General features: G+C 42.8%; 25 protein-coding genes. 11 read left to right on the top strand and 14 right to left on the bottom strand.

Annotated elements, in window-relative coordinates; all coding sequences use genetic code 11:
* Positions 1-83: 83 nt before the first annotated feature.
* From AC25Y5_RS13370 to AC25Y5_RS13355, 4 genes are read right to left on the bottom strand one after another with little or no spacing between them, the layout of a single operon-like run.
* Positions 84-2,021, bottom strand: a complete 1,938-nt coding sequence (locus tag AC25Y5_RS13370) for an FtsX-like permease family protein (RefSeq protein WP_488140726.1) — start codon at positions 2,019-2,021, stop codon at positions 84-86.
* On the bottom strand, positions 1,993-2,775 hold the full coding sequence (locus tag AC25Y5_RS13365; protein ID WP_488140725.1) for an ABC transporter ATP-binding protein: 783 nt from the start codon (positions 2,773-2,775) through the stop codon (positions 1,993-1,995). The genes AC25Y5_RS13370 and AC25Y5_RS13365 overlap by 29 nt, the downstream gene beginning before the upstream one ends.
* Positions 2,726-3,778: a sensor histidine kinase gene (locus AC25Y5_RS13360; RefSeq protein ID WP_488140724.1), complete on the bottom strand. Its 1,053-nt coding sequence runs from the start codon at positions 3,776-3,778 to the stop codon at positions 2,726-2,728. Before AC25Y5_RS13360 ends, AC25Y5_RS13365 begins: the two co-directional genes overlap by 50 nt.
* Complete coding sequence (locus tag AC25Y5_RS13355; protein WP_482102057.1) at positions 3,775-4,479, bottom strand: winged helix-turn-helix domain-containing protein; 705 nt, start codon at positions 4,477-4,479, stop codon at positions 3,775-3,777. The genes AC25Y5_RS13360 and AC25Y5_RS13355 overlap by 4 nt, the downstream gene beginning before the upstream one ends.
* Positions 4,480-4,604: 125 nt before the next feature.
* Here AC25Y5_RS13355 and AC25Y5_RS13350 point away from each other — a divergent pair, with 125 nt between their 5' ends.
* A complete protein-coding gene (locus AC25Y5_RS13350) occupies positions 4,605-4,979 on the top strand; it encodes a hypothetical protein (protein WP_488140723.1) in 375 nt (124 codons plus the stop codon).
* 24 nt (positions 4,980-5,003) lie between these two features.
* On the opposite strand, the gene lplA is transcribed toward AC25Y5_RS13350, so the two are convergent.
* On the bottom strand, positions 5,004-5,996 hold the full coding sequence (gene lplA, locus AC25Y5_RS13345) for a lipoate--protein ligase (RefSeq protein WP_488140722.1): 993 nt from the start codon (positions 5,994-5,996) through the stop codon (positions 5,004-5,006).
* A gap of 176 nt (positions 5,997-6,172) precedes the next feature.
* On the opposite strand from lplA, the gene yhfH (AC25Y5_RS13340) reads away from it, so the two are divergent.
* The 3 genes from yhfH (AC25Y5_RS13340) (at position 6,173) to yhfH (AC25Y5_RS13330) (ending at position 6,709) form a co-directional block, all read left to right on the top strand.
* Entirely contained in the window at positions 6,173-6,298 is a 126-nt protein-coding gene (yhfH, locus tag AC25Y5_RS13340; RefSeq protein WP_482102059.1) for a protein YhfH, read from the top strand.
* Positions 6,299-6,379: 81 nt separating this feature from the next.
* Positions 6,380-6,505, top strand: coding sequence for a protein YhfH (yhfH, locus tag AC25Y5_RS13335; protein ID WP_482102060.1), 126 nt, complete (start codon positions 6,380-6,382; stop codon positions 6,503-6,505).
* 78 nt (positions 6,506-6,583) lie between these two features.
* On the top strand, positions 6,584-6,709 hold the full coding sequence (gene yhfH, locus AC25Y5_RS13330; RefSeq protein ID WP_488140741.1) for a protein YhfH: 126 nt from the start codon (positions 6,584-6,586) through the stop codon (positions 6,707-6,709).
* A 42-nt stretch (positions 6,710-6,751) separates the two neighbouring features.
* Here yhfH (AC25Y5_RS13330) and AC25Y5_RS13325 read toward each other — a convergent pair whose 3' ends face one another.
* The 4 genes from AC25Y5_RS13325 to hemE form a co-directional block, all read right to left on the bottom strand.
* Positions 6,752-7,618, bottom strand: a complete 867-nt coding sequence (locus AC25Y5_RS13325; protein WP_488140721.1) for a glycerophosphodiester phosphodiesterase — start codon at positions 7,616-7,618, stop codon at positions 6,752-6,754.
* An 86-nt stretch (positions 7,619-7,704) separates the two neighbouring features.
* On the bottom strand, positions 7,705-9,132 hold the full coding sequence (gene hemY, locus AC25Y5_RS13320; RefSeq protein ID WP_488140720.1) for a protoporphyrinogen oxidase: 1,428 nt from the start codon (positions 9,130-9,132) through the stop codon (positions 7,705-7,707).
* A 27-nt stretch (positions 9,133-9,159) separates the two neighbouring features.
* Positions 9,160-10,092 carry a ferrochelatase gene (gene hemH / locus AC25Y5_RS13315; RefSeq protein ID WP_488140719.1) on the bottom strand — a complete coding sequence of 311 codons (933 nt, stop codon included), beginning with the start codon at positions 10,090-10,092 and terminating at the stop codon, positions 9,160-9,162.
* Between the two features lie 30 nt (positions 10,093-10,122).
* Positions 10,123-11,163 carry a uroporphyrinogen decarboxylase gene (hemE, locus tag AC25Y5_RS13310; RefSeq protein ID WP_482102065.1) on the bottom strand — a complete coding sequence of 347 codons (1,041 nt, stop codon included), beginning with the start codon at positions 11,161-11,163 and terminating at the stop codon, positions 10,123-10,125.
* Between the two features lie 217 nt (positions 11,164-11,380).
* Here hemE and AC25Y5_RS13305 point away from each other — a divergent pair, with 217 nt between their 5' ends.
* The 3 genes from AC25Y5_RS13305 to AC25Y5_RS13295 all read left to right on the top strand — a co-directional run bounded on the left by AC25Y5_RS13305 (position 11,381) and on the right by AC25Y5_RS13295 (position 14,139).
* Positions 11,381-11,884, top strand: coding sequence for an antibiotic biosynthesis monooxygenase family protein (locus AC25Y5_RS13305; RefSeq protein ID WP_488140718.1), 504 nt, complete (start codon positions 11,381-11,383; stop codon positions 11,882-11,884).
* Between the two features lie 122 nt (positions 11,885-12,006).
* The gene (locus AC25Y5_RS13300; protein WP_488140717.1) at positions 12,007-13,170 is read left to right on the top strand and encodes a M20 family metallopeptidase; all 1,164 of its coding nucleotides are present in this window, start codon (positions 12,007-12,009) and stop codon (positions 13,168-13,170) included.
* 429 nt (positions 13,171-13,599) lie between these two features.
* Positions 13,600-14,139, top strand: a complete 540-nt coding sequence (locus tag AC25Y5_RS13295) for a competence protein ComK (RefSeq protein ID WP_488140716.1) — start codon at positions 13,600-13,602, stop codon at positions 14,137-14,139.
* Here the strand turns inward: AC25Y5_RS13295 and AC25Y5_RS13290 are convergent.
* The 4 genes from AC25Y5_RS13290 to AC25Y5_RS13275 all read right to left on the bottom strand — a co-directional run bounded on the left by AC25Y5_RS13290 (position 14,128) and on the right by AC25Y5_RS13275 (position 17,255).
* On the bottom strand, positions 14,128-14,487 hold the full coding sequence (locus AC25Y5_RS13290; protein WP_482102069.1) for a YhjD family protein: 360 nt from the start codon (positions 14,485-14,487) through the stop codon (positions 14,128-14,130). The genes AC25Y5_RS13295 and AC25Y5_RS13290 overlap by 12 nt on opposite strands.
* Before the next feature lie 270 nt (positions 14,488-14,757).
* Positions 14,758-15,327: a DUF3225 domain-containing protein gene (locus AC25Y5_RS13285; RefSeq protein ID WP_488140715.1), complete on the bottom strand. Its 570-nt coding sequence runs from the start codon at positions 15,325-15,327 to the stop codon at positions 14,758-14,760.
* A gap of 74 nt (positions 15,328-15,401) precedes the next feature.
* The gene (locus AC25Y5_RS13280; protein WP_482102072.1) at positions 15,402-16,076 is read right to left on the bottom strand and encodes a response regulator; all 675 of its coding nucleotides are present in this window, start codon (positions 16,074-16,076) and stop codon (positions 15,402-15,404) included.
* A gap of 21 nt (positions 16,077-16,097) precedes the next feature.
* A complete protein-coding gene (locus AC25Y5_RS13275; protein WP_488140714.1) occupies positions 16,098-17,255 on the bottom strand; it encodes a sensor histidine kinase in 1,158 nt (385 codons plus the stop codon).
* Between the two features lie 152 nt (positions 17,256-17,407).
* On the opposite strand from AC25Y5_RS13275, the gene AC25Y5_RS13270 reads away from it, so the two are divergent.
* Positions 17,408-18,040, top strand: coding sequence for a YigZ family protein (locus tag AC25Y5_RS13270; RefSeq protein ID WP_488140713.1), 633 nt, complete (start codon positions 17,408-17,410; stop codon positions 18,038-18,040).
* 172 nt (positions 18,041-18,212) lie between these two features.
* Entirely contained in the window at positions 18,213-19,268 is a 1,056-nt protein-coding gene (locus AC25Y5_RS13265) for an LCP family protein (RefSeq protein WP_488140712.1), read from the top strand.
* A gap of 189 nt (positions 19,269-19,457) precedes the next feature.
* On the opposite strand, the gene AC25Y5_RS13260 is transcribed toward AC25Y5_RS13265, so the two are convergent.
* Positions 19,458-20,501, bottom strand: a complete 1,044-nt coding sequence (locus AC25Y5_RS13260) for a glycosyltransferase family 4 protein (protein ID WP_488140711.1) — start codon at positions 20,499-20,501, stop codon at positions 19,458-19,460.
* A gap of 259 nt (positions 20,502-20,760) precedes the next feature.
* Here AC25Y5_RS13260 and secA2 point away from each other — a divergent pair, with 259 nt between their 5' ends.
* A complete protein-coding gene (secA2, locus tag AC25Y5_RS13255) occupies positions 20,761-23,121 on the top strand; it encodes an accessory Sec system translocase SecA2 (RefSeq protein ID WP_488140710.1) in 2,361 nt (786 codons plus the stop codon).
* Positions 23,118-24,020 carry an accessory Sec system S-layer assembly protein gene (locus AC25Y5_RS13250; protein WP_488140709.1) on the top strand — a complete coding sequence of 301 codons (903 nt, stop codon included), beginning with the start codon at positions 23,118-23,120 and terminating at the stop codon, positions 24,018-24,020. The genes secA2 and AC25Y5_RS13250 overlap by 4 nt, the downstream gene beginning before the upstream one ends.
* Positions 24,021-24,762: the final 742 nt, after the last annotated feature.

The raw sequence follows: 24,762 nt of genomic DNA, 5'->3' as shown, positions 1-24,762 counted from the left end.
TTTGCCGCATAGCCGGACCGACTTATGACCCGAGCATCTGGCTGCTGGAGCTAGACAAAACAATACATCAATAAAACTCAATTTCATCCCTGTGCTTTTATATGCGCCAAGTAGCGCCAGCGAATTAAATAGAAATAAGCCAGTTGCATAAGTGTGAAGCCTACGAGAACCATAGCCAATTCTTTTACAATAGAAATTTCGGCAAGCGCATCCCAAATCACTTGTAGGGTAAGAAATGCGAACGAACTATGGACCAACGCGACACCCCATGGGAAGAAAAACTGTGGGATTAATTGCCGGTTGACTATTTTCTTAATTTCGCGATCTGTGATTCCCATGCGCCGCAGCACGTCGAATTGTTTACGATCACGTTCAAGTGAAGTATACAGCCTGAAATAAATGAAGCTTCCGGCGGCCAGGAAGAAAACGGCTGCAAGCAATAATCCGATGAACAGCAGCAGTGAAAATGTCGTGCGAATACCCGAATAGTTCAAGCCAGGATTTTCAAATGAATACAACAAGTCCGAATCCCCCAACAGGAATGATTCCGTAACTTTCGCATTAATTGTTAAGCCGATTTCCTTTGTATTTTGCCAATCAGGGACGTTAAAAGCATAGTAAGAAAATGGCTCTAAACCCTTCATATAACCGCTTTCTGACACATATTCATAATCGGTGTCATTCAATATGATGGCATTCGTTGCAATGGAATAAGAGGAAAACAATTGATGTGGATATGCTCCGTTAATTCTGACATCTACATTACTATTCTTGAGAAGGGTCTCTACTTTACGGTCTTTCAGCTGATCATAAGATGAAACGGAGGGGGGAAGGAAAACAGCCTCTCCTTCATCCAACTCAATCGCGGAATAACCGAACGAAGCGGCAAGCATATTGACATTGGACAACTTCAATATCGCAACGGTATTCTCCGTGAACGTCGACAACTGATGGATCACTTGGAAACGGATAAGCGAATAGTCGATTTGGTTCGTATTCAATTCGTCGACAAGTTGTTCAATATGCTTACTTTCAAGGTCGTTCCCTTGCTGACTCTTATACACAAGTCCCAGTGGATGCATTTCCCGGTACTGGGAAGCAAACGATGTGAGCGATGCAAGTGCGCCGACCGACATGAACGCTATCGTGGAAACCATTGTTACGATGAAAAACATGCGCGCATTTTCACGCAGCCGAACGACACCTTCTGAAATGGACAATAGCCAGTAATGATGCCAATATAGTTTTTTTCGATTGCGAAGCTTATGTAGCAATAATGGCAAAGAATCCGTGAAAAAGTAGAACGTTCCAATTGTCGCGAGTGGCGGCAGGAAAAAAATCAATCCAATTATAACAGAATTCGCTGTTGAGGCAGCCATTGCATATGACATCGCTAGAAACAGTAACCCCAAATAGCCACGGGTTTTCGAATAACCGTAAACGCTTTTATTTCCCGAAGTTGGAACTTCCTGTATAAGATCTGCAATTTCTCCAACCCGGATGAAAACAGGTGCAACGTACGAAATGATCACAAACAGACTTAAGAAAGCACCAATCGTCAGTGCAAATGGTTCCCATGAAAAGTAAAGAGGCAATGCTGGCAAGAGAACGATTTCTCGTATAATCATAAAGAAGAATTTCGAAAACATGTACCCAAGAATGGTTCCTGCCACAATGGAAGCAACGCCAATTAACATCGTTTCAGTGAAAATCAGACGGTGCAATTGCCGCTTTGCCATGCCTAAATGGAGCAGTATGCCGAACTCCTTCGATCTCGCTTGTAAAAATGCCCGCATCGAATAAAACAAGAAAAATACTGTAAAAATGTACAATATAATTTCCGCTATACTCATCCCCATGACAGCGATTTCCCGTACAAACCGGTCCTCTATGGATGGATGGAACAACAGCATTGAATACAGGAAAAATACCATAACTGAAAAAACGCTCGCCATGAAAAATGCAGCGTAAATGCGCCTATTCCGAACGACATTACGGTAAGCGAACTGACGAAAGGTCATGGACATTCCCTCCGAGAAGAGACAAGACGTTCAAAATACGTTGGAAAAATGTTTGACGTCTTTCATCTTTATAGATTTCATTGAAAAATTCGCCGTCTTTGATGAATAGCACTCGGTCACAATAGCTGGCAGCAATTGGATCATGCGTTACCATAACGACTGTCGTCTGTTCCATTTTATTGATATGACTCAGCAATTCGAGCACATCTTTCGCAGACTTCGAATCTAAATTCCCCGTAGGCTCATCTGCCAGAATGATTTTCGGCTTATGAATAAGCGCTCGGCCAATTGCCGTTCGCTGTGCCTGTCCTCCCGACAACTCATCAGGTCTGCGGTTTAAGATGTCTTTCAAACCGAGCGATTCCGCAACTCCAGCGATGCGTCTTTCCATTTCTGAAACAGGTAAACCATCGAGCGTTAGCGGTAACACAAGGTTTTCTTCCACCGTCAACGTTTGGAGCAGATTGATATCCTGGAAGACAAACCCCAGATTGCGCCTTCTGAATAAAGCCAAGTCATTTTGCTTTAAAGCCTCTGGTTCGATTCCATTGATTATCAGACTTCCGTATGTCGGCAACGTAATTGTAGAAATTAAGTTCAACAACGTCGTTTTCCCACTTCCAGAAGGCCCCATCACTGCAACGAATTCCCCTTCTTCCACTTCAAAATCGAGACGGTTCAATGCCCGGTGCATTACTTTTCCTTCATAAATTTTCGTCACTTCCGCCATTTCCACGATTGCCTTCCGCTTCATCCGTCTCCCCCGCCTCTCCATTTTCAAATAACACCGTCACTGTTGTCCCGATTCCTTTCTCCGATTCGATGGATAGCGGATGACCGAGTCGATTGCATACTTCCAACGCAATATAAAGCCCCATGCCCGTCGATTCACCTGTCAGCCGCCCGTTTTCACCTGTAAAAAAAGCCTTCGTCACGCGCTTCAAGTCTGAAGAAGGGATTCCGATTCCTTCATCCCGAATTGTCAATTTCAGCCCATGTCCCGTACGTGCTGCGGTAAAATGAACTTTCTTACCTTCAGCAAATGTATATTTCACCGCATTGGTAATGAACTGGCCAATTACGATTTTCATCCACTTCACATCTGTGGCGACCAGAAATTGATCATCTATTGAAATAACCGGAAATACACCGTTCGCAATGAACAACCGCTTATGTTCCGTTACGATTTCCTGCACTATTTTTTTCAAACCAACCCGTTCAATTTGCATATCTTGCTCAAATGTTTCAAGTCGTGCATTCACTAGAACTGAATCGAGTCCGCGTCGAATTTTCTCAACTTCTTCAGCAATGCTGTTTCGGTCCAGGTTATCCTTCTCCTCTAGTAGGAGACCCATGACCGATATCGGTGTTTTCATCTGATGCACCCATTGGTTCATAAAATGAAGTTGCCGATGTTGTGCCGCATATAGCTGTTGTACTTCGTTTTGATACAACTTGTACAATTCACGCGTGAATTCGGTTGTTTGCCTGTTTTCGGGTGCATGCGCATGACGGATTAGTGCGTCTTCCATTTTTGTCGGTTTCCGCGTGATTGCATCGTAAAAGGAACGTCTCATAATGAATTTGCTCAACAAATAACCGCTGGTCAATAACATACTCATGCTGATTGAATAGACTGCCGTGTTGAAATTGCGGAAGCCGTCAAGCCAATAAAGCAGCATAATGAACAGCATCAGAATCCCTTGAAAAATAAGGAACGATACATGTTCTTTCAGGAATAATTTCAGTTTCTTCATGATTCTTCAGGATCCAACAAGAAGCGATAGCCTGCCCCACGTACCGTTTCGATGGAGGATTTAACGCCATAATCCGCCAGTTTTTTCCGTACCCGCGTCATATTGACATTCAATGTGTTTTCATCGACAAAAGACTGGTCGTCCCATAATTCTTCGAGTAAATTTTCCCGTGACACTACTTTAGGAGAGGCATCTATCAGCATCTCGAGAATGACGCACTCTTTTTTCTGTAGGGGAACGACATTTTCTCGAACATGCAATTCCATCCGTTCAATATAAACTGTCAGCAATCCCGCTTTCACGGTACGCTCAGATTGATTCGGTGCATATTCGCCAAACGTTCTGCGCAGATGACTCCGTATTTTGGCAAGGACGATTTCATAATGGAAAGGTTTCGTGATGAAATCATCCCCGCCATTTTCCAATGCAAATACCTGATCCATGTCACCAGATCGCGCTGAAATGAATAGTATAGGACACGTAGTTTGTTGGCGAAGTTGGCGACACCAATAATAGCCGTCATAGGATGGCAGATTTATGTCAAGTAAAATAAGATGCGGCTCAAACGCTAGACTTTCTTCGGTGACTCGGTCGAAATCTTCGACAATTGCTACTTCGTATTGGTATTTCCTTAATGTATCTGCTAGTAGTTGCGAAATTTTCTTATCGTCTTCCACGATGAATATACGGTGTTTTTCCATCGACCCATCCCCTTTCATTGTTCCCTATATTATAGCGCAAAAATAGCTATGGTGGTTGGAAGGCTAATGGGAATTGGATATTTTTCGGGGGTCGGGGGTGGGGTTCGAGCGGTCGCACGCGTGGATTGAGCGGTCGTGGACATGATTCGGGCGGTCGATGGCGCGGATTGGGCGGTCGTGGACATGATTCGGGCGGTCGATGGCGCGGATTGGGCGGTCGTGGACACGATTCGGGCGGTTGCTGGCGCGGATTGGGCGGTCGTGGACACGATTCGGGCGGTTTCCGGCGCAGATTGAGCGGTCGTGTCCACGATTCGGGCGGTTACCGGCGCGGTTTGAGCGGTCATGGACATGATTCGGGCGGTCGCTGGCGCGGATTGGGCGGTCGTGGATACGATTCGGGCGGTCGTGGACGCAGAATGGGCGGTCACCGGTGCAGGTCAGGCAGCCGCACGCGAGAGATCTGGTTATCAAGAATTTATCCCACAAAAAAAGCCTGACTGTGTGTCAGGCTTGTGAATGCATCAATAAATTAATTGGAGAAATTCTTCTTTCGTTATGCCCCCGAGGTATGTGGGAATGTCAATCGGCGCAAGTGCTTCGCTGATTGCTTGTCTTTCATACTGGACGCCTTTCAAGCTTTCTTCGATGACCTTCACTTCTCCGACACCGAAAAAGTCGCCGAAAATGTGGATGTCTTCCATGATACCTTTCTTCACTTGGATACGGACATCGATGCCGCCTACCGGGAAACGGTGTGAATGCTGCATGTTGAACTTCGGTGATTTACCGTAGTTCCAATCCCAGTTGGCATAGCGTTCCTCAGATAGTTTTCGAATGTTGTCCCAATCCTCGTCCGTTAGCTCCAAATACTGGATTTTTTCTTCGCCGCCGAAAATCGATTTCAAGATTTCCAGTCGGAACTGTTCAATCGTCATAGGTTCCTCGAGGAATTCAGAAATATTTGCGACACGGCTGCGAATTGATTTGATGCCTTTTGATTCGATTTTATCTTTTCGCACCTTCAGCGCTGAAACAACCCGCTCAATTTCTGTGTCAAACATCAACGTTCCATGGCTGAACATACGGCCATTCGTTGAAAACTGTGCGTTACCCGAAACTTTACGTCCCTCCACAAGAATGTCATTGCGTCCGAGCAGTTCAGCTTTGACACCCATCTCTGCTAGTGCTTGAACGATTGGTTCTGTAACTTTCTTAAAGTTGCGGAATGATTCCCCGTCGTCTTTTGTGAGGAAGCTATAATTCAAGTTGCCTAAATCATGGTAAACTGCGCCCCCGCCTGACAGACGGCGAACAACATGAATCCCATTTGCCTCCACGTATTCCGTGTCAATCTCTTCAACCGTATTCTGGTTTTTACCGACGATGATGGACGGCTCGTTGATATAGAACAGCAAAAATGAATCTTTTTCGATATCCATATTCTTAAGCACATACTCTTCTATTGCCAAGTTGATATGTGGATCTGTAATTCCTTTATTATCAATGAAATGCATAGTTATCGCTCCCTATAAATAGCTTCCTATCTATTTTATCATTTTCAAGACGAGATGACCTCATCTTAAACTTTTCAGAATTAAGTAAAAAATACCTTGACATTCTAACCACTGTTATAATACACTACTAATAACAGATTTAGTTCTAGTACAATTTGTGAGGGGAGAATGAAAATATGATTCAGAATGTAATCGAGTTTTTCAAAAATCTACCTGCTAAAGTTTGTACGACATGCGGGAATGAAATTGAAGAACAACACGAGTGCTACAGTAACAAATGCGACAATTGCAATATACTGTAACTTTTTTTTGCAACGCCTGTACTATTACACTTTAATTAATTTATTTAAAACTAATACACTTAGATAAGGGGGAAATTAGCTATGATTGAAAATGTTATCGAGTTTTTCAAGAACCTACCTGCTAAAGTTTGTACATCTTGCGGAAATGAAATCGAAGAGCAGCATGAATGCTACGGCAACAAATGCGATTCTTGTAATATTCTTTAATTTTTTTATACAACCTGTACTATTACAAATCAAAAAATCGCATTAGTACTAATACAACAGAGGAAGGAGAGAATGAGTATGCTTGAAAATGTCATCGATTTTTTTAAAAACTTGCCTGCTAAGATTTGTACAACATGCGGTAACGAAATCGAAGAGCAACATGAATGCTACGGCAACAAATGTAATGATTGTAATATCCTTTAAATCGTGAAAACAGCCATGGAGCTCAACCTCTATTGCTGTTTTTTATTTATCGAGTATGTCAGGACGATCTGTGTGAATTCCGTTTGCGCCGATTGCTTTCATTTTCAATGCGGTTTCAGCATCTATGATGGTGTATGCGTAAACGGCCAGTCCTTTGTCATGCATTTCTTTAATGAATGGCGCGCTTAACGCTTCATAATTAATGCCTATCCCTGAAGCGTAGGTCAGCAGTTTTTCCACTTCTTTTTTCGATAACTTTGCTTCTTCATCTTCATCAAACGAAATGAGTTGTAGGAGAGGAATGTCCTGATTTAGTTCATAAACTTGCTTTAATCCTTTTTCACTAAATGACTGAATCGCCACTTTCGAACGCCCGTCTTCCCTAACCCCGATCATGTCATATTCTTTCAAGACATCGATTAGCTTTAGTTCAATTCCGGGATAGTCTTTCGGGTCCTTCAATTCAATAATGAAACCCATGTCTTCCCCGAATTGCCCAAACACTTCGCCGAGTGTCGGTACAGCGTATTCATCGGATGGACCATCTACAGCCCGCATCTTCTTATCATCGCGTCGGAAGTTCGCAGACAGCTCTTTTAGCTCTGCAAGCGTCAATTCAGCAACCTCACCGCTACCTTGTGTCGTGCCGGTAACGTCTGCGTCATGCATAACGGCTAGCTGGCCGTCTTTTGTCAGATGAATATCAAGTTCAATATAGTCTGCATCCAGGTCCTCCGCCAACTCATAGGATGCCAGTGTGTTTTCCGCTACGTAAGCCGAGGCCCCGCGATGCGCGATAATGAGGAAATCCTCATTTGACGTCATACCTCCTTCTGCTTTCCCTATTCCACAACCACTCAACAACAGCACAGCAAGTACTATTCCTACTCCCCATGAACGTTTCTTCATTCTCTTTCCTACTTTCACTCATTTTCTATGTATCTATTCTCTATACCCTTTTTCCACAAAAAAAGTCCACCCGAGGGCAGACCTTTTTATGTAAATAAATCTTCGAGTACTTCTTTCATTGCGGCTTTTCCTTGATCAATACAGTCAGGTAGTCCAACGCCATCATAAGATGCGCCGGCTAGTTTGACTTGCGGGAATGTCGACTTTAGTTCAGCACGTGCTTTTGCAATTCGCTGTTTATGGCCAACCCGGTATTGCGGCCGGTCTTTTTTCCAACGCGTAATGACGGTAAAGTCCGGTTTTCCTTTTATATTCATGATTTTACCAAGATCGGAAAGAACAATTTTTTCAATGTCAGCATCTGGCAGGTCAACAATCGCTTCATCGCCTACCCTGCCTACAAATGCACGGATAAGTACTTTGCCTTTAGGCGTTGTGGTCGGCCATTTCCGATGCGTCCATGTGCACGCTGTAATTGAATAATCGCTACTTCTTGAGACCAGGAAACCGGTTCCTTCTTTGTCTTGAACGACAAGTTCTTCCGGAAAAGCCAAGGCAATTGTTGCTACGGATGTTGTCGGAATCTCTCTCAAATCCTGCAGCAAACCGTGCGGAGCGAATAAGCGGCCTGCCATTTCGTGTCCAGTTGTTAGGATAACTGCGTCCGCTTCGATTTTTCGGCCGTCATTCAGTTCAAGAGTCGTTCTTTCTCCGACCGTTTTCGGCTCCTCAATTGCGTCAATCCTGACGCCTTTCATGACTGTTCCTGGATTTAGCTGCTTCTCAATTGCGTCGACCACTGTTTCAAGACCATTGCGAAATGTATGGAAGACGCCCTCTTTTTTCGCGCCGTGTCCATCTTTCTGCGGAACTTGTTTCGGGGTTGTCTTTTTCATCCCAAGAATGAGGCTCCTGTGTTTCTTTTCTACCGCGTAGAATTGTGGGAATGTCGATTCCAAACTCATATGATCGATATCGCCTGCGTAAACGCCTGACAACAACGGTTCAATGAGATTTTCGACAACTTCTCCACCAAAACGCCTGCGGAAAAACGCGCCGAGTGACTGATCCCCTTGAATGCTGGAACGCGGGAGCACAAAGTCTCCGGCTGCACGCAGTTTTCCAGCCCAAGAAAACAAACCCGTTTTCATGAATGGACCGAGTTCCGTCGGGACGCCCATGACAGACCCCCCCGGAATTGGATGCAATTCACCGCCTACGAGTACGTAAGCTTGTCCTGTCGCATTTTTTACAAGTTCCCCTTCAATTCCGAGATCTTCTGCAAGGATACCCATGCTCTTTTTTCGAATTAAGAATGAATCGGGACCACGCTCGATAATAAAACCGTTACGCCGGACTGTCCGAATTTTTCCACCCAGCCGATTGGATGCTTCGACTAAGATGACGTCTAGAGGGAGTCCTTTTTCTCGCGCTTCTTTCTGCATATAAAATGCCGCGGAGAGACCAGTAATTCCTCCACCGACAATGACGACTTTCTTGTTTTGTCCGCTCATGTCCATCATCACTTTCTTTCATTCGTATTAGACCATTTCCATTTTTTCGAATACCGCGTCCACCATTGCATCGATAAATAGTGGGTCAATATTCGGCATTTCCGGACGATAATAAGAAGCTCCGATGTCATCACAAACAACTTTACACTCGTAATCGTTGTCAAACAGCACTTCTAAATGATCGGAAACAAAGCCTACCGGGGTATAGACAAATGTTGTATAGCCTTTTTCGTTATGCAAGTCGCGCGTCAAATCTTGAACATCAGGACCGAGCCATGGTTCAGGTGTTTGCCCTGCACTTTGCCAACCCAGTTCATAATTTTTTACGCCTGCAGCTGATGCTATCAAGTCTGCAGTCTCTTTCAATTGTTCTGGATATGGATCGCCGCTTGCGATGATTTTTTCAGGCAACGAATGCGCTGAAACAATCAAACAGGCTGAAGCTCTCTCTTCGTCGCTCATACTTTCAAATGTACCACGTACTTTATCGGTCCAGAATTCAATGAATTTCGGCTGTGTGTACCAGCTTTCCACAGAAGTAATAGCGATTCCATGCTTGTCTGCCTCTTCTTTCGCACGTCCGTTATACGACTTGACGGAAAACGTCGAGAAGTGTGGCGCAAGTACGATTGAGACAGCTTCTGTAATGCCATCTTGATGCATTTTCTCTACTGCTTCTTCAATGAATGGTGTAATATGTTTTAATCCGATATAAACCTTGAATTCGATGTCGTTTTGCACTTCATTCAGACGATTGCAAAGTGCGTTTGCTTGGTCTTCCGTAATTTTGGCGAGTGGTGAAATTCCTCCAATTGCCTCGTAACGGTTTCGAAGGTCCTCCAATTGCTCAGGTGCGGGCGGACGCCCTCGACGGATGTGTGTGTAATACGATTCAATATCTTCTTCTTTGTTCGGTGTTCCGTACGCCATTACTAATAATCCCATTTTTTTCTTTGTCATCATGTTCACCTCATCGCTCGGATTAGTACGTTATTTACGTAGCTGTGTACTGTATTCATGAACAAATTCTGTCAGTCTTTTCAATGTTGCAGGTTTCACATCTGGGAAAACACCATGTCCTAGATTAAATATGTGATTACCGTGTTCTACACCTTGCTCGATGATTACTTTTGCACGTTCTTCTATAATGGACCAGTCCGCCAACAGCAATGATGGGTCAAGATTACCTTGCACTGGTTTTGTCAGACCACGTTCCCCTGCTTCTTTAATGGACAGGCGCCAGTCAAGACCAACAACATCTACAGGCAGATCGTGCCATTCGTTCGCTAAGTGACTTGCGCCAACTCCGAACGTGATTAGTGGAACATTCAATTTACGCAATTCCGTGAAAATCCGTGTCATAACGGGCTTAATGAAAATCCGGTAATCGGAAACGTTCAATGCGCCCACCCACGAATCAAAGATTTGGATTGCTTTTGCACCTGCATTTACTTGTGCAGTAATATAGGTAATCGTCATATCCGCAAGTTTGTCCATTAGCGCGAACCATGCTTCTGGCTCAGATACCATGAATGATTTTGTTAAGTTATAGCTTTTCGAAGGACCGCCTTCAATCATATAACTCGCAAGCGTAAATGGAGCTCCTGCAAAACCGATAAGTGGAACATTCAATTGCTCCTTCGTCAATATTTTAATCGTTTCAAGAACGAAAGGAATGTCGTCCTCCGGTGATAAATCGCCAAGATTATGGACATCTTGTACGGTACGAATCGGATTTGAAATAACTGGACCAACACCTGGTTTGATTTTCACGTCAATACCAATCCCTGGTAGTGGCGTTACGATATCTTTGTAAAGGATTGCTCCGTCGACATTGTACTGATCGACTGGAAGCTTGGTAACGTATGCACATAGTTCCGGTTGCTGTGTAATTTCTTCTAGGGAGTATTTTTCCTTAATTTTCATATATTCGGGTTGTGAACGTCCCGCTTGCCTCATATACCATGCCGGCGTGTGGTCAATCTTTTCTCCTCTTGCAGCACGTAAAAGTGTATCGTTGAACTTAGTCATTTGGCTTCATCCCACTTTCTTATATATATCGTTTATTTATCTCATATAGGTACTCAATATAGACGTTTTTCCTTGCAAAGTATAGCGTTTAGACCCTTTTGTCATCAATTTGTGCGACATTTTCTGTTTTTTTGCCATCATTTCGTCATTGTTTGTTTTAAGTTCCTAATTAGGGGAAAATAGAGGTATAGGAACTAATTTGAGGAGGTTTTTACCAGTGAATATCTTTATGACATCCGGCACACCGGAATTCATGGAAGGCTTAAAAGAAAAGCACGCGGATAAAGGATTGATTGCCATGCATGGGCAAGCCAACTCTTTGCTGTTGCATGAAACAGCAGGGAAAACAATATTCCAAACACCACGCCGTTATGAAGTGATTGGTTCTTCCGGTACACTTCAAGAAAAAGGCTATTTCGTATTCAACAATATTCCGGTCACAGAGGAAGGGCGCCCCATTTTCGAACTTCGGTTTAAAGACCGCGCAGGTAAAATCGAATCTGAACTTGGATTCATCGCTTTTCGTCTACTTCGTCCACTTGATTCTGATACATACATTGTCATGACAGAATGGACGGATAATACTTATTATGCGAGATGGAAAAACTCATCTTCATTCGCACAAGCTCATTCGAAAGATCGTGCAGAAGCGGGCGCTGATAAAACACTTCATATCTTCTCGAGCGCTCCTTACATTTCGGAGTATGCCACAAAAAAATAATTAATTACACGCGACCTCATTCTGGTCGCGTTTTGTGTTGCTGTCTATATTCTCATTCGGATAGTTTGCTATAATGGAAACAGCAACATCTAAACTAGTGTAATTTTGGGAGGGGTAGTCCATTGAAAGAGCAACTGTTAGAAAAACTTGATTGTGCTTATGAAGAGATGGTCGTTATTCGTCGTCACCTACACATGAATCCCGAGTTGTCCTTTAAGGAAGAAAAAACCGCCCAGTACATAGCTGATTTTTATGCTAATCTCGGGGTTGAAGTGCGTAAAGGCGTAGGCGGCAATGGCGTCGTTGCACGTGTCTTCGGAGGAAGACCTGGAAAGACAGTTGCACTACGTGCCGATTTTGATGCACTTCCCATACAGGATGAAAAGGATGTACCCTACAAATCAACGGTCCCCGGCGTCATGCATGCTTGCGGACACGATGGACATACCGCTACACTGCTTCAGCTTGCGAAAGCGATACATGAATTACGGGAAGACCTTGCGGGCGAATATGTCTTCATCCACCAACACGCAGAAGAATTTGCTCCAGGTGGTGCAATTTCGATGATTGAAGACGGTTGCCTTGATGGGGTCGACGTTATTTTTGGAACGCATCTGTGGTCGTTGACACCTTTCGGCACAGTCGAATATTTAACCGGTCCTATTATGGCAGCAGCTGATCGTTTTGACATTACAATTCAAGGAGCCGGCGGGCATGGTGCAGCTCCCCATCAAACGAAAGATGCCATTGTCATTGGTGCACAGCTTGTCATGAATTTACAACAACTTGTCTCCCGACGCGTCAATCCGGTCGAATCGGCTGTACTCTCCATAGGCTCATTCGTTTCGCAAAATGCATTTAATGTCATTGCAGACTCCGCAAAACTGGGTGGGACAGTTCGATCATTCAATCCTAACATTCGTGACTTGATGGAACTCGAAATGAAACGTGTCGTTGACGGAACTGCTCTTGCAAACAACTGTACCATCGATTTCGAATACGTAAGGGGCTATCCGGCCGTTGTGAATCATGCTGCCGAAACGGAATTCTTGAAAACTGTGGCTGAAACGATTTCCGGCTTGGAAGTGGTTGAATCTACGCCGCAAATGGGTGGCGAAGATTTTGCTTACTACCTAGAAAAAGTACCAGGTACATTTTTCTTCACGGGCGCTAAACCTGAGAATCCATTTCCGCATCACCATCCCAAATTCGACATCGATGAAAATGCGATGCTTGTTGCGGCGAAGACGCTTGGTGCCGCCGCTGTTGAATATCAAAATTCGTAATAGGAAGACTTTCTAACCATTAGTAATATTTCATGATTACATCATTTTATATATATAGATGATTAGTGAGCCTTCCTTCGAATTTTATGAGGAAGGCTCACTGTTTTTACATGGCGCTTAAAAAGTTCAATACATAGGGGATGAACCTGAAATCCTGCTAATACCGCTTTGGTGCTTTGTGGATACCTCCCACGATAAGCCGGAAAGAATGGCGTTATTCCGTTCAATATCATACGGAATAATACTTTCTTTTTCCACTTTTCCTTTTTGGTCCAATAACATCTGTTTCCACAAGAGAAACCGTCATTATCTCCTAGAGAAACAGCCTGTTTCTGTCTTCCAAAAGAACAGTATGCACAATTGCGTTTGTAATTCCTGGATTTATAATCTACTTATAATACAAATATGAATTATGAGGAGTGCATTAATTTGAAGAATAAGAAACGAAGTGCGCAATACATTATTTCCTTTGACACATTCATGTTACGTCCGATGATTCAAGACAATAAAGTTTTTACCCATGTTAATGAGCGCAACGGTGATTTAAGCGTTCCAAGACGTCCTATCCATATCGTCAGGAATTCCTGTGACTATTATGGAAATTCTCTTCACAACTCGACTAATTCAGCAAAAATGGTACTTGGTAAACGCCATAAAACACCGATTATCCTGGCTCATGATTTTGGAATACCATACATTTTCCTGCCCACCATGTCACCATCTTCCGAACAGAATGTCTGGATTTCCTATAATGCGATTGAAAAAATAGAAGAAGACAATTTGGGTTCTATAATTACACTAGAAAATAGCCGATCCTTCAAGTTAAATGTTTCCCCTACAACATTGTATCGTCAATATGCGTTCGCCACTCTTTTAGAAAAGAACTTTTTGAAAAAACAGAGACAACTGAGCAGGCCTTCTACTTTTAACTTTTTTGACGATGATGACGACAATGATTCAGCTCTCTGACATCGCAATGTATTTGGCCAATAGTTCTTCCGTTCGATTACGCAGGCGGACATTCAAATAGCGTCTATGATCTTCATATCCTCCGTGCATGAATACATACTCGGTGAATGTGCTATCCGTTTTGTTACGTATCACCTTCATATTGCGCCGCCGCAAGTAGATTGTCGTTTCCTTTAGTTCTGCACGTGCAATTTTCGTTGCCTCGTCGACGAGTTTAACGTAAGGTCCTTTTAATTTGAAAGGACCTTTTTCGAATGATTCCCGATCTCTCTCCAAGATAATTAGAAGCATCGGTAAGTAAATCATATTCTCAAAATAAGGTAATGCCTCCGGGGGTATTAAAGGCACTACAATCACTCCTTCCGCTCAATCGAGAACAAATGTTCGTATATCTATTGTATGCCCATACCCTCGGAAAATCAACCTACAAATCATTGGAAATCTTAAGCATATTTGGAGACACACGGAATGCCGAAGTTTATCGGTAATACAACACTTCATAATTTCTTTACCCACAAAGAATACCGAACGGCGAATCAAGTCGAAATACCATACACTCTGGTTAACCGACAAAAAAACTCCCAGCCATAATCGCTGAAAGTCTCGCATATCGTATACTTATTTCGTCTCTATATCACCGATATAATGAACCGAAGCCACTTTCCAATCACCATCACTTTTTTTAAGGACAGTTACTTGCCTACCACTCGGACTTGTTTCAAGACCCGTCTCTAATTGCTTGAAAGATGTCTTTAGGTTTGAAAACACTTGGGCTTCCTCTTCTGAATACTTCACAATCGTTACATTCGAAACTTCACGATTTAATTCATACTTACTAAAAACATCTTTCGTAATAGAACGTTCCTCTTCAAGGTCATAATCCTTCGCTGACAATGTATCTAAATAGCCATCGATATCTTGTTTGTTTAGCGTTTCCAAATTTAGGTTGTATACGTCTAGGATCTGCTCTTTTTCGTCTGCTGGAACGCCAGAAGCTTCTTCTACAGTGTCTCCTGTCAAGCTAAATCCCACTTTGCTTTCATCCACTCCATGATCAATTGTGCCATATTCATTCTTTGCTTCGCCGTCATCGACGGAACCATTCTCAACAGGCTCTTTCTTGTCACCACTACAAGCTCCTAGCAGTAAAATGAAAGACAGACTAAAAAGCACGACTACTTTTTTCATTTTCATCCTCCTGAACAGGTAAAAGGGCTCCTCCAAAAACAGAAAGCCCTTTTCCTTTTATTCAATTCACCAAATTATTTTACTTCAACCCAACCATTTTTAATCGCTGTTACGACCGCTTGTGTGCGGTCATTTACTGCCATTTTTTGTAGAATACTTGACACGTGGTTTTTGACGGTCTTCTCGGAGATGAAAAGCGTCTCCCCGATTGTCCGGTTACTTTGTCCATCTGTCAACAGTTGTAATACTTCACACTCACGTTTAGTAAGTAAATGGAACGGGCGACGGATATCATTTTGTTGGAAGGATCCCTTATGCTCACGTTCGCTCAATCTTCGGTATTCTGTAACAAGGTTATGCGTCACTTTTGGATGAAGGTACGAACCACCTAACGCAACGACTTTAATCGCCTGGATGATTGCATCCGCATCCATTTCTTTTAACATATAACCGAGTGCACCTGTTTTAAGTGCATGTGATACATATGATTCATCGTCGTGAATTGACAACATAATTACCTTCGCTTTGGGATATTCTTTGATGAGGTTTTCAGTTGCATCGACACCATTCATATGTGGCATGTTAATGTCCATAAGAACCACGTCCGGTTCGCACTGTTGATAAAGCTCATTCACTTCGCTACCATCGCCGCCCTCAGCCACAACTTCAAAAGAATCTTCAAAATCAAGGATTCTCTTTACCCCTTCACGGAATAGTTGGTGATCATCTACAATTAATATTTTTGTCATAGTCATTTCCTCCCCTAACATCTAGTCGTCGATTATTTCACTCTGGAGTGGAATTTGGATATAAATTATCGTACCATTTCCAGGCGTTGAGGTGATTGTTATATCCCCTTTTAACAATTCAATTCGTTCTCGCATTCCTATTAAACCGAATGATTTATCTCTAACTTCATTTTGATTGAATCCTTGTCCATCATCTTTTATGATAATATTCATTATATCGCGATGCCATTCAGTTTTCACCCAAACGTCCTTCGCCTTTGCATGTTTCAAGGCATTTGAAACGGATTCTTGCACTAGCCGAAAGACTGATACTTCAAAATCCGTTTTAAAACGTTGCTCTTTTCCACTATTTTGAAAGTGAATGGTGGTCCCCTTTTCATACTCTCCTATTGTCGACAAGTACTTTTTCAATGTTGGAATTAAACCCAAATCGTCAAGTGCCATAGGACGCAAATTATATATGATACGGCGAACTTCATAAAGTGCATTTCTTACCATCTCTTTAAGATCTTTAAGTTCATTAAATGCGGGCACAGGGCCTTGTTCTTCATATACCTTCTCAATCAATCCGGAACGGATTAACACATTTGCTAGCATTTGTGCCGGTCCATCGTGGATATCACGGGAAAGCCTTTTCCGCTCCTCTTCCTGTGCCTGGATAATTCTGATGCCAAACCCCTGTTTGTGTCTGGCCGTTTCCAGCGCTTCGCCTACGTTTTTTAAATCAGATGTCAAATAATTAATTACGGTTGCGACTTGATTGACAAGATGATCGGCTCTTTCAATGGTGTCAAGCAGCGCAAGAAGACGTCGATCCAAATCGTCCCGACGAGCACGCAGCTGTTTCTCCTCCATCCGGTTGACCGATAGCCGAACGAGTAAATCATTCGCAACTTCGTAAGATTCCTTCACCTGCTCTTCTGAAAACTTCATGAAGTCCTTCGACACATCAGCAAGACGCCGGCGTGAATGGCGGGTCATACCTTCCAAATAATCACCTTCAGTTATTACCCGGGAAATATCACTCTTGACCGCTGCGAGCTCACTTTGCATATCTTCAAAGCTTTGACGGCTTTGTTCACTTATAATGAAGATATCATTCTTTGAGTGATCCATTGCACGCACCATATTATCAAAAATAGCTTCGAGCGTTTTGATATCGATTATATTCTCCTTCAAAAAGTTCCCTCCCGCTTTCAGCTTGAAAAATTACATATATACTAAAGTGGAGTGTTGTAGAATTAATACTTCCCAAACATCTCTCACTTATTATAGCATCATAAGACCCAGTGAATATTAAGATTGTATTACAAGTGATGGAGGTGCCGCAAATGCGAGCAGATTATTACACAGTTAAAAACTACGGAGAGAGTGAATTATTGATTCAAAAGTCAAAGTTTATTACCTATGTGAAACGTGTGGAAACAGAGAATGAGGCCTTAGACTTCATTCAAGAAATTAAACGTACACATCATAATGCCTCCCATAATTGTTCAGCGTATATGATTGGTGAACACAATAATATACAAAAAGCGAATGACGACGGCGAACCGTCTGGAACAGCGGGAGTACCCATTCTTGAAGTGTTGAAAAAGCAAGATCTTCAAGATACCGTTATTGTCGTGACACGCTATTTCGGGGGTATCAAGTTAGGTGGAGGTGGATTGATACGCGCTTATGGCCGCGCAACAACAGAAGGCATTACAGCTACAGGTACGGTCGAAAGGAAACTCCATTCTGTCATGAAAGTTACAATCGATTATACGTGGCTAGGAAAAGTTGAGCATGAAGTAAGGCAATCGACATATCCCTTAAATGAAGTTTCTTACGATGAATCTGTGAATCTCTTCATACACGTTCCAGCTACGGAAACGGGGACATTCACTTCCTGGATGACTGAATTGACGAATGGACAGGCAGAAATCGTGTCGACCTCTAGCGTTTTTTTAGAATTCGACATTTGAAATAGTATACCTTTGGCAGAAAAGATAGTATAATAGGATGGATTACGGTCATTTATTTACTGAAACATTTTATCCTGTCGTACCGTCTGTATCTATTGACAGCAATTCGCCACTTATATGATCAGCTATGACGAAGGATATTTTTACATAGCCGATGCCGGAGGAACTTTGAATGAAAAGAAAAGACTATAAAAAACAGAGGAAATCGTCACGTAAAAGCCTTGCCTTAAAGGTTTCTCTCCTTCTTACACTTTCTATTTTCCTAGTCGTTGCAGCATATGCCGTTTCACTGCAAAAAAAGGCTGTTGACGCTGCGGATCGTGCATATGAAGTCGTTCCCGACCGATCCAAATCCGAATTACGTGAAGCGGAAGTTGAGCCAGCAACTGACAATGTTTCAGTTTTATTCATCGGAGTTGATGATAGTGAAGCGCGCGGCCAGGGCGATAGCAACAGCCGATCAGATGCCCTTCTGTTCGCTACGTTGAATCCAAAGAAAAAATCTGTGAAACTTGTCAGTATACCGCGAGATTCATATGTTTATATTCCGGAAGTCGGATACAGGGACAAGATCACGCATGCCCATGCATTTGGTGGAACTCGTGCAACGATTGAGGCGGTTGAAGAACTATTCGAAACGCCTGTCGATTACTACGTAAAAATGAATTTTAATGCATTTATTGACGTCGTTGATGCGATTGGCGGAATTGAAGCAGAGGTTCCCTATGACCGACTCGAAAAAGACGAAGACGATAATAATACGATTCAACTTATCAAAGGATTTCAGCATCTCGATGGCAAGCACGCACTTGCACTTGCCCGGACGCGTAAACTTGATTCTGATGTAGAACGCGGGAAACGGCAGCAAATGATTTTACAATCCATAATGAAAAAAGCTACTTCCTTCAAATCTGTTACGAAGTACGGTGACGTGATTGATGCGGTTGGCGACAATATGAAAACGGACATGACCTTTAATGAAATGAAATCGTTCCTGGAATATGCTAAAGGCGGTATGCCACAAATCGACACAATAAGCTTAACAGGCAAAGACGATATGTCGACGGGTATCTATTACTGGACGCTTGAGGAAACCGATTTAACAGAAGTGAAAGGCATCTTACAATCACATCTTGGAATCATTCCAGATTCCTCCAGTCTTACTGATAGCAGTTCTATCAGTAACGGCTCGATAGATGCAGCATTGGGAGATGCGCTTACTAATTGACCGAAATCCAGACGCGAACCCATTTCACAAGTATCAAGAAAACAACAAGAGCCGGGCTGCAATTGCGCCCGGCTCTTGTTGTTTTCTATACATATTTTATAAAAAAAAGACCATACTACCCTAGTGAAAAAGGGAATGGTCTATTTACCTTTTATTTAATTTGTTTTTAACTGCATAGTTATTTCATCGTTACTTCCCGATCATCCGTACAAAATTCAACAATGGCCGATAGTTTGTACCAGCAAGTCCGATTATTTCAACGAACAGTTCAATTGCGATAAGCATGACAACGACGAGCATGATAGCTCCCCACACAGTTGCTTGCGAGAACAACACAGCAGCAACTCCGAACAGAATCGCTAGTGCGTAAATAATCAACACTGTCTGCCTGTGCGAAAAACCTGAACGCAATAGACAGTGGTGTAAATGTGATTTATCCGGGGCTGTAATGGACTGTTTCATTCGAATCCGCCTGAAAATCGCAAAGAATGTATCAGAAATTGGAATGCCCAGTATAATAACTGGAATAATCAATGAAACAACAGCAACGTTTTTGAAGCCTAACAAAGCAAGAACCGAAATCATAAATCCTAGGAATAAAGATCCCGTGTCCCCCATAAATATTTTTGCTGGATGAAAATTGAATAATAGGAAGCCTAATGAACTTGCCGCAAGAATTGCAGCTGTTGCAACAACGAACACATTTCCCATTATCATTGCCATAACGGCAATTGTAATAAGTGCGATGGTTGAGACGCCTGCTGCAAGTCCGTCCAATCCATCTATCAGGTTAATGGCGTTCGTAATTCCTATAATCCAAATAATTGTAATTGGAATACTCAAGTAGCCAAAATCGAATTGGCCGATGAATGGTAAATTGACGAATTCAATGTGGAGACCTCCCCAAGCGACAACAACAATGGCCGCAGCCAGTTGCCCTGCAAGTTTTGCCTTCGCTGTAATTTCAAGCATATCGTCAAGAAATCCTACGACGATAATTATAAGGGCACCAATAAGAATTCCAGTGGCATGTTCATCTTTTGGAAGCAATATGGCATAACCAATTAAAAAGGCTCCAAATATCGCAAGTCCGCCGATACGCGGCATAACGGATGCGTGTACTTTCCGATAGTTCGGTCGATCGACCGCACCGATTCGGAATGCCAATTTAATGACGAGCGGAGTAAGTATGATGGATGCTATAAGAGCAGCAGCCATTGCAAGGAATAACATGTCCTTCCTCCCTAAGTAAATCAATAGTTTATCAAATCAAGAGTATTATAGCATATTTAAATAAGTAAAGCACTTTCCTAGAGAACTTTGTATTTTGCACTTTCTATTTCTCACTTATCATACCCTCTTCAACCTTGCCTATCCCAAGATTCTCTTCCTTATATATGTAGATTTTAGCTTAAGGTAGTCATTTACCTTTCTATTTGTTAAAATAGGGATGGGTCTTATAAAGGGACCGAGATAAAGGAGCGTTCATTTCATGCTATCAATATTTAAACGTTCAAATCAAACGAACGATCGACAACTTCGCAAATACAGGAAAATTGTACAACAAATAAATAAATTAGAAACTACATATGAAACGATGTCAGATGAACAACTGGCAGCTATGTCAGATACATTCAAAGAACGTATCCAATCAGGTGAGAAAATCCCCACAATCATACCGGATGCATTCGCTGTTGTCCGCGAAGCATCGAAACGGGTTCTTGGCATGCGTCATTTCGACGTACAACTTATCGGAGGACTTGTACTTACTGAAGGTAATATCGCAGAAATGCCAACGGGCGAAGGTAAAACACTTGTCGCTTCCCTACCATCGTATGTCCGCGCACTTGAAGGAAAAGGTGTTCACGTTATTACAGTGAATGATTACCTTGCAAAACGTGACTACGATCAAATTGGTCAAATTCATCGTTTTCTCGGACTTTCTGTCGGTCTCAATGTCCCGATGATGCAAGGCCCTGCAAAACAGGCAGCTTATAACGCAGACATCACGTATGGTGTCGGAACTGAATTCGGTTTTGATTACCTACGTGATAATATGGCGCAGCAAGTATCACAGCAAGTTCAACGTCCATATCATTTCGCCATCATTGACGAAGTGGACAGCATCCTTGTCGATGAAGCAAAAACACCGCTTATTGTTGCTGGTAAAATGCAGGCTGATGCAGATCTTCATTACATAGCAGCACGTCTTGCCAAACGCTTTGAGAAAGGCGTAGACTTCGATTTTGACGATGAAACAAAAGCAAGTTCCCTAACCGAAGATGGAATCACTAAAGTTGAAAAAGCGTTCGGTGTCGATAATTTATACGAACTGGAGCACCAAACCCTTTATCATTACATGATTCAAGCATTACGCGCACGCGTGATTTTCAATCGCGATGTGGATTATATCGTGCGGGATCAAAAAATTGAGCTTGTTGATATGTTCACAGGGCGAATTATGGAAGGGCGAACTCTTTCCGATGGTCTCCATCAGGCAATCGAGGCGAAAGAAGGATTGCCCGTTACTGAGGAAAATAAAGCACAAGCCCAAATTACAATTCAAAACTATTTCCGTATGTACAATGAGCTTTGCGGCATGACCGGTACAGCGAAAACACAAGAAAAAGAATTCCGTGAAGTGTACGGCATGGACGTCATTCAGATTCCGACAAACCGCCCGCGCGCACGTATTGATTCACCTGACCAAGTATATGAAACTATTGATCATAAATATAAAGCAATGGCTAAAGAAGTGACCGAACGCAATAAAAAAGGACAACCTGTCCTCGTAGGTACAACTTCCATTTTACAATCGGAAAAAGTTGTTCAATATTTGGATGAATATAAACTTAAATACAACTTACTGAACGCAAAAAGTGTTGAGCAGGAAGTGGATCTCATTTCCCAAGCTGGACAACTCAATCAAATTACAGTCGCAACAAATATGGCAGGTCGAGGTACTGATATCGTACTTGGCGAAGGCGTAGAAGAAATCGGCGGACTTTTCGTACTAGGCACAGAAAAGCATGAAAGCCGTCGTATTGACAATCAGCTCCGCGGTCGTTCTGGACGACAAGGAGACCATGGGGAAAGCCGTTTCTTCCTATCCCTGGAAGACGATATGTTTAAACGATTCGCAAAAGAAGAGCTTGAGAAGTTTTCCAAGAAAGTAACAACGGATGCTGATGGCCTTGTACAGAATTCTGAAGTCGATGAATTGACAGAGCGAACGCAGCGCATCGTGGAAGGCGCACATTATGCAATGCGTGAATACAACTTAAAACTCGACGATGTCATTAATGACCAACGTGAAGTCATTTATACGTTACGTCATAATGTTCTGACAGGGAAAGACATTCATGAGCAATTGAAAACGATGCTTAAAGAGACTGTAGAATTCGTTGTATTCGATAGTTGCCCAGACCAAGAAACTTCGAACAACTGGGATTACGAACGGATTGAACGTACGATGGACAGCCTACTATTGGAATCTGTATCGATTCCACGTAAGCTTGAAAAAACATCCGATATTCTAAAACATTATGAAGCGCCGCTAGCTGAATTGCTCAGCTTCATCGATTCTTTCGAAGATAATGAACGAATCAATCAAATGATTCCACAAGTAATGCTGTCACATATTGACACAATGTGGGTTAAACACTTGGAAGTAATGACACGTTTAAAAGAAGGTATTGGACTTCGCTCATACGGACAAGAAGACCCGATGCGTATCTACCAACGTGAAGGTCTTGAGCTTTTCGGACGTCATTATCAGAAACTACGTCGCAGCATTGCATCTGAAGTTATTGGCTTTATGAAACTCATCAAAGAACAGGAGGCACAACAATGAAGTTTTTCACTTTTTTCAAGAAAACTGAAAAAACGGGTAAGGATAGCACAATTGGATCCGAAGAAATCATTGACGGTGTCAATGCAACAGTAAATACAGATTTAGTCGAAACAACGCTATCCCTTCACCCTGAATGGAATGTGCCACAGGAGCAAGAGTACGTATTCCGTTTCCTTTCAAACGAACTTGAACCGCTTAAACCGAACCAGATTTCTCTATCAGGAATCGATATTGACGTCGAACCTGCTAACGGCAGCTGGCTCGTTAAAGCCTTCTTCCGCTCTTCCCTGGACCAGCAAATTGCTGTCGGATCAGTCGAATTAATGCTGCTTGATGACGAAGGAAAAACACTTGCTTCGGACGAATTCGATTTGAAGGAACTCGGTGACATTCCAGCACGCAGTGCAAGACCATGGGTGTTTGTCTTCACAAAAGACAATACATTCGCAGAACTTCCACCTAGTGAAAACTGGAAATTGGCATTTAATGTTCAATCGATGGTGCCCCATAAACTAGAGTTGGAACAAGCTTGGGAAGACGGTTTAACGGCAGAACAAAAAGACGGACTTGCAAAAGTCGTTGAAGGGCTTCCAAAACTGAAACCACGCGAAGTGAATATCAGTGGATTCCAAGTGAAGCAACAGGATGATGGCGGTATTGCTGCATCCGTATTCATTCGTAATGGCCACTCAAAGCAAATCAACATTGAGAAACTACCACTAGAATTAATTGATGCAACTGGCGATTTGATTGCCAGCGGTTCATTTGCACTTGACCCACTCTCAGTTAAAGCGAACACTTCAAAACCATGGACGTTCATCTATCCAAAAGAACTAATCCAAAAAGGCGAGCCCGATTTGTCGCGCTGGACAGTTCGCGTACCACAGCAAAACGCGTAAGGTAGCACCTGACACTTAGATATTATTCAGTGTGAAAATTTTAAAGCCGACATTTCATTTTCAAACGAAATGTCGGCTTTTTCTATGGTGTTTTTTTACTCGGCTACCCTTTTCAGAGTGCGGATTGTAGAACGCTTGGCGCTTTGAAGTTCCATTATTGAGGGAGATTTAAATTCAGAGTGTAAATTGTAGATCGCTTGGCGCTTTGGGGATGCCTCTGGCCTTGAGCCCGGATTAACGCTTCGCATCCAGTCTCATGGCTTCGGCTACCCCTTTACCGCGCCTGCGCTAGGGTGTACATTATCGGAAGAGTTGTGATTCGGAGTGTGGATTGGAGACCGCTTGGCGCTTTGGGGATGCCTCTCGCCATGAGCCTGGATTAGCGCTTCGCATCCAGTCTCATGGCTTCGGCTACCCCTTGTCGCGCTTGCGCTGGAGTGTTCCATTATTGAAAGTTTTTTTGAGATGTATGCACTGAGATTATAATGTGATTACTATTTGATACTCATTTAGTTCAAGAATGAGACACTACAGGTTGCGGATTTAATCCCAGATAGTGAAATGTGCTTTCTTAAAGAGATTATTCAGCGAAGGTGCGGCTACTAAAAAACTTCTTTATTATAATAAGAACTAGTTGATTGTAGTGGAGAGCGGCGACTCCAGCGGGAACAGCACGAGCGGAAGACCCCACAGGAACGCAGTGACGAGGAGGCTGAAGCCGTGCCCGCGGAAAGCGTCCGCT

This window comes from Sporosarcina sp. Y1011 (assembly GCF_057669885.1).
This window is presented reverse-complemented; position numbering and strand designations above follow the sequence as displayed.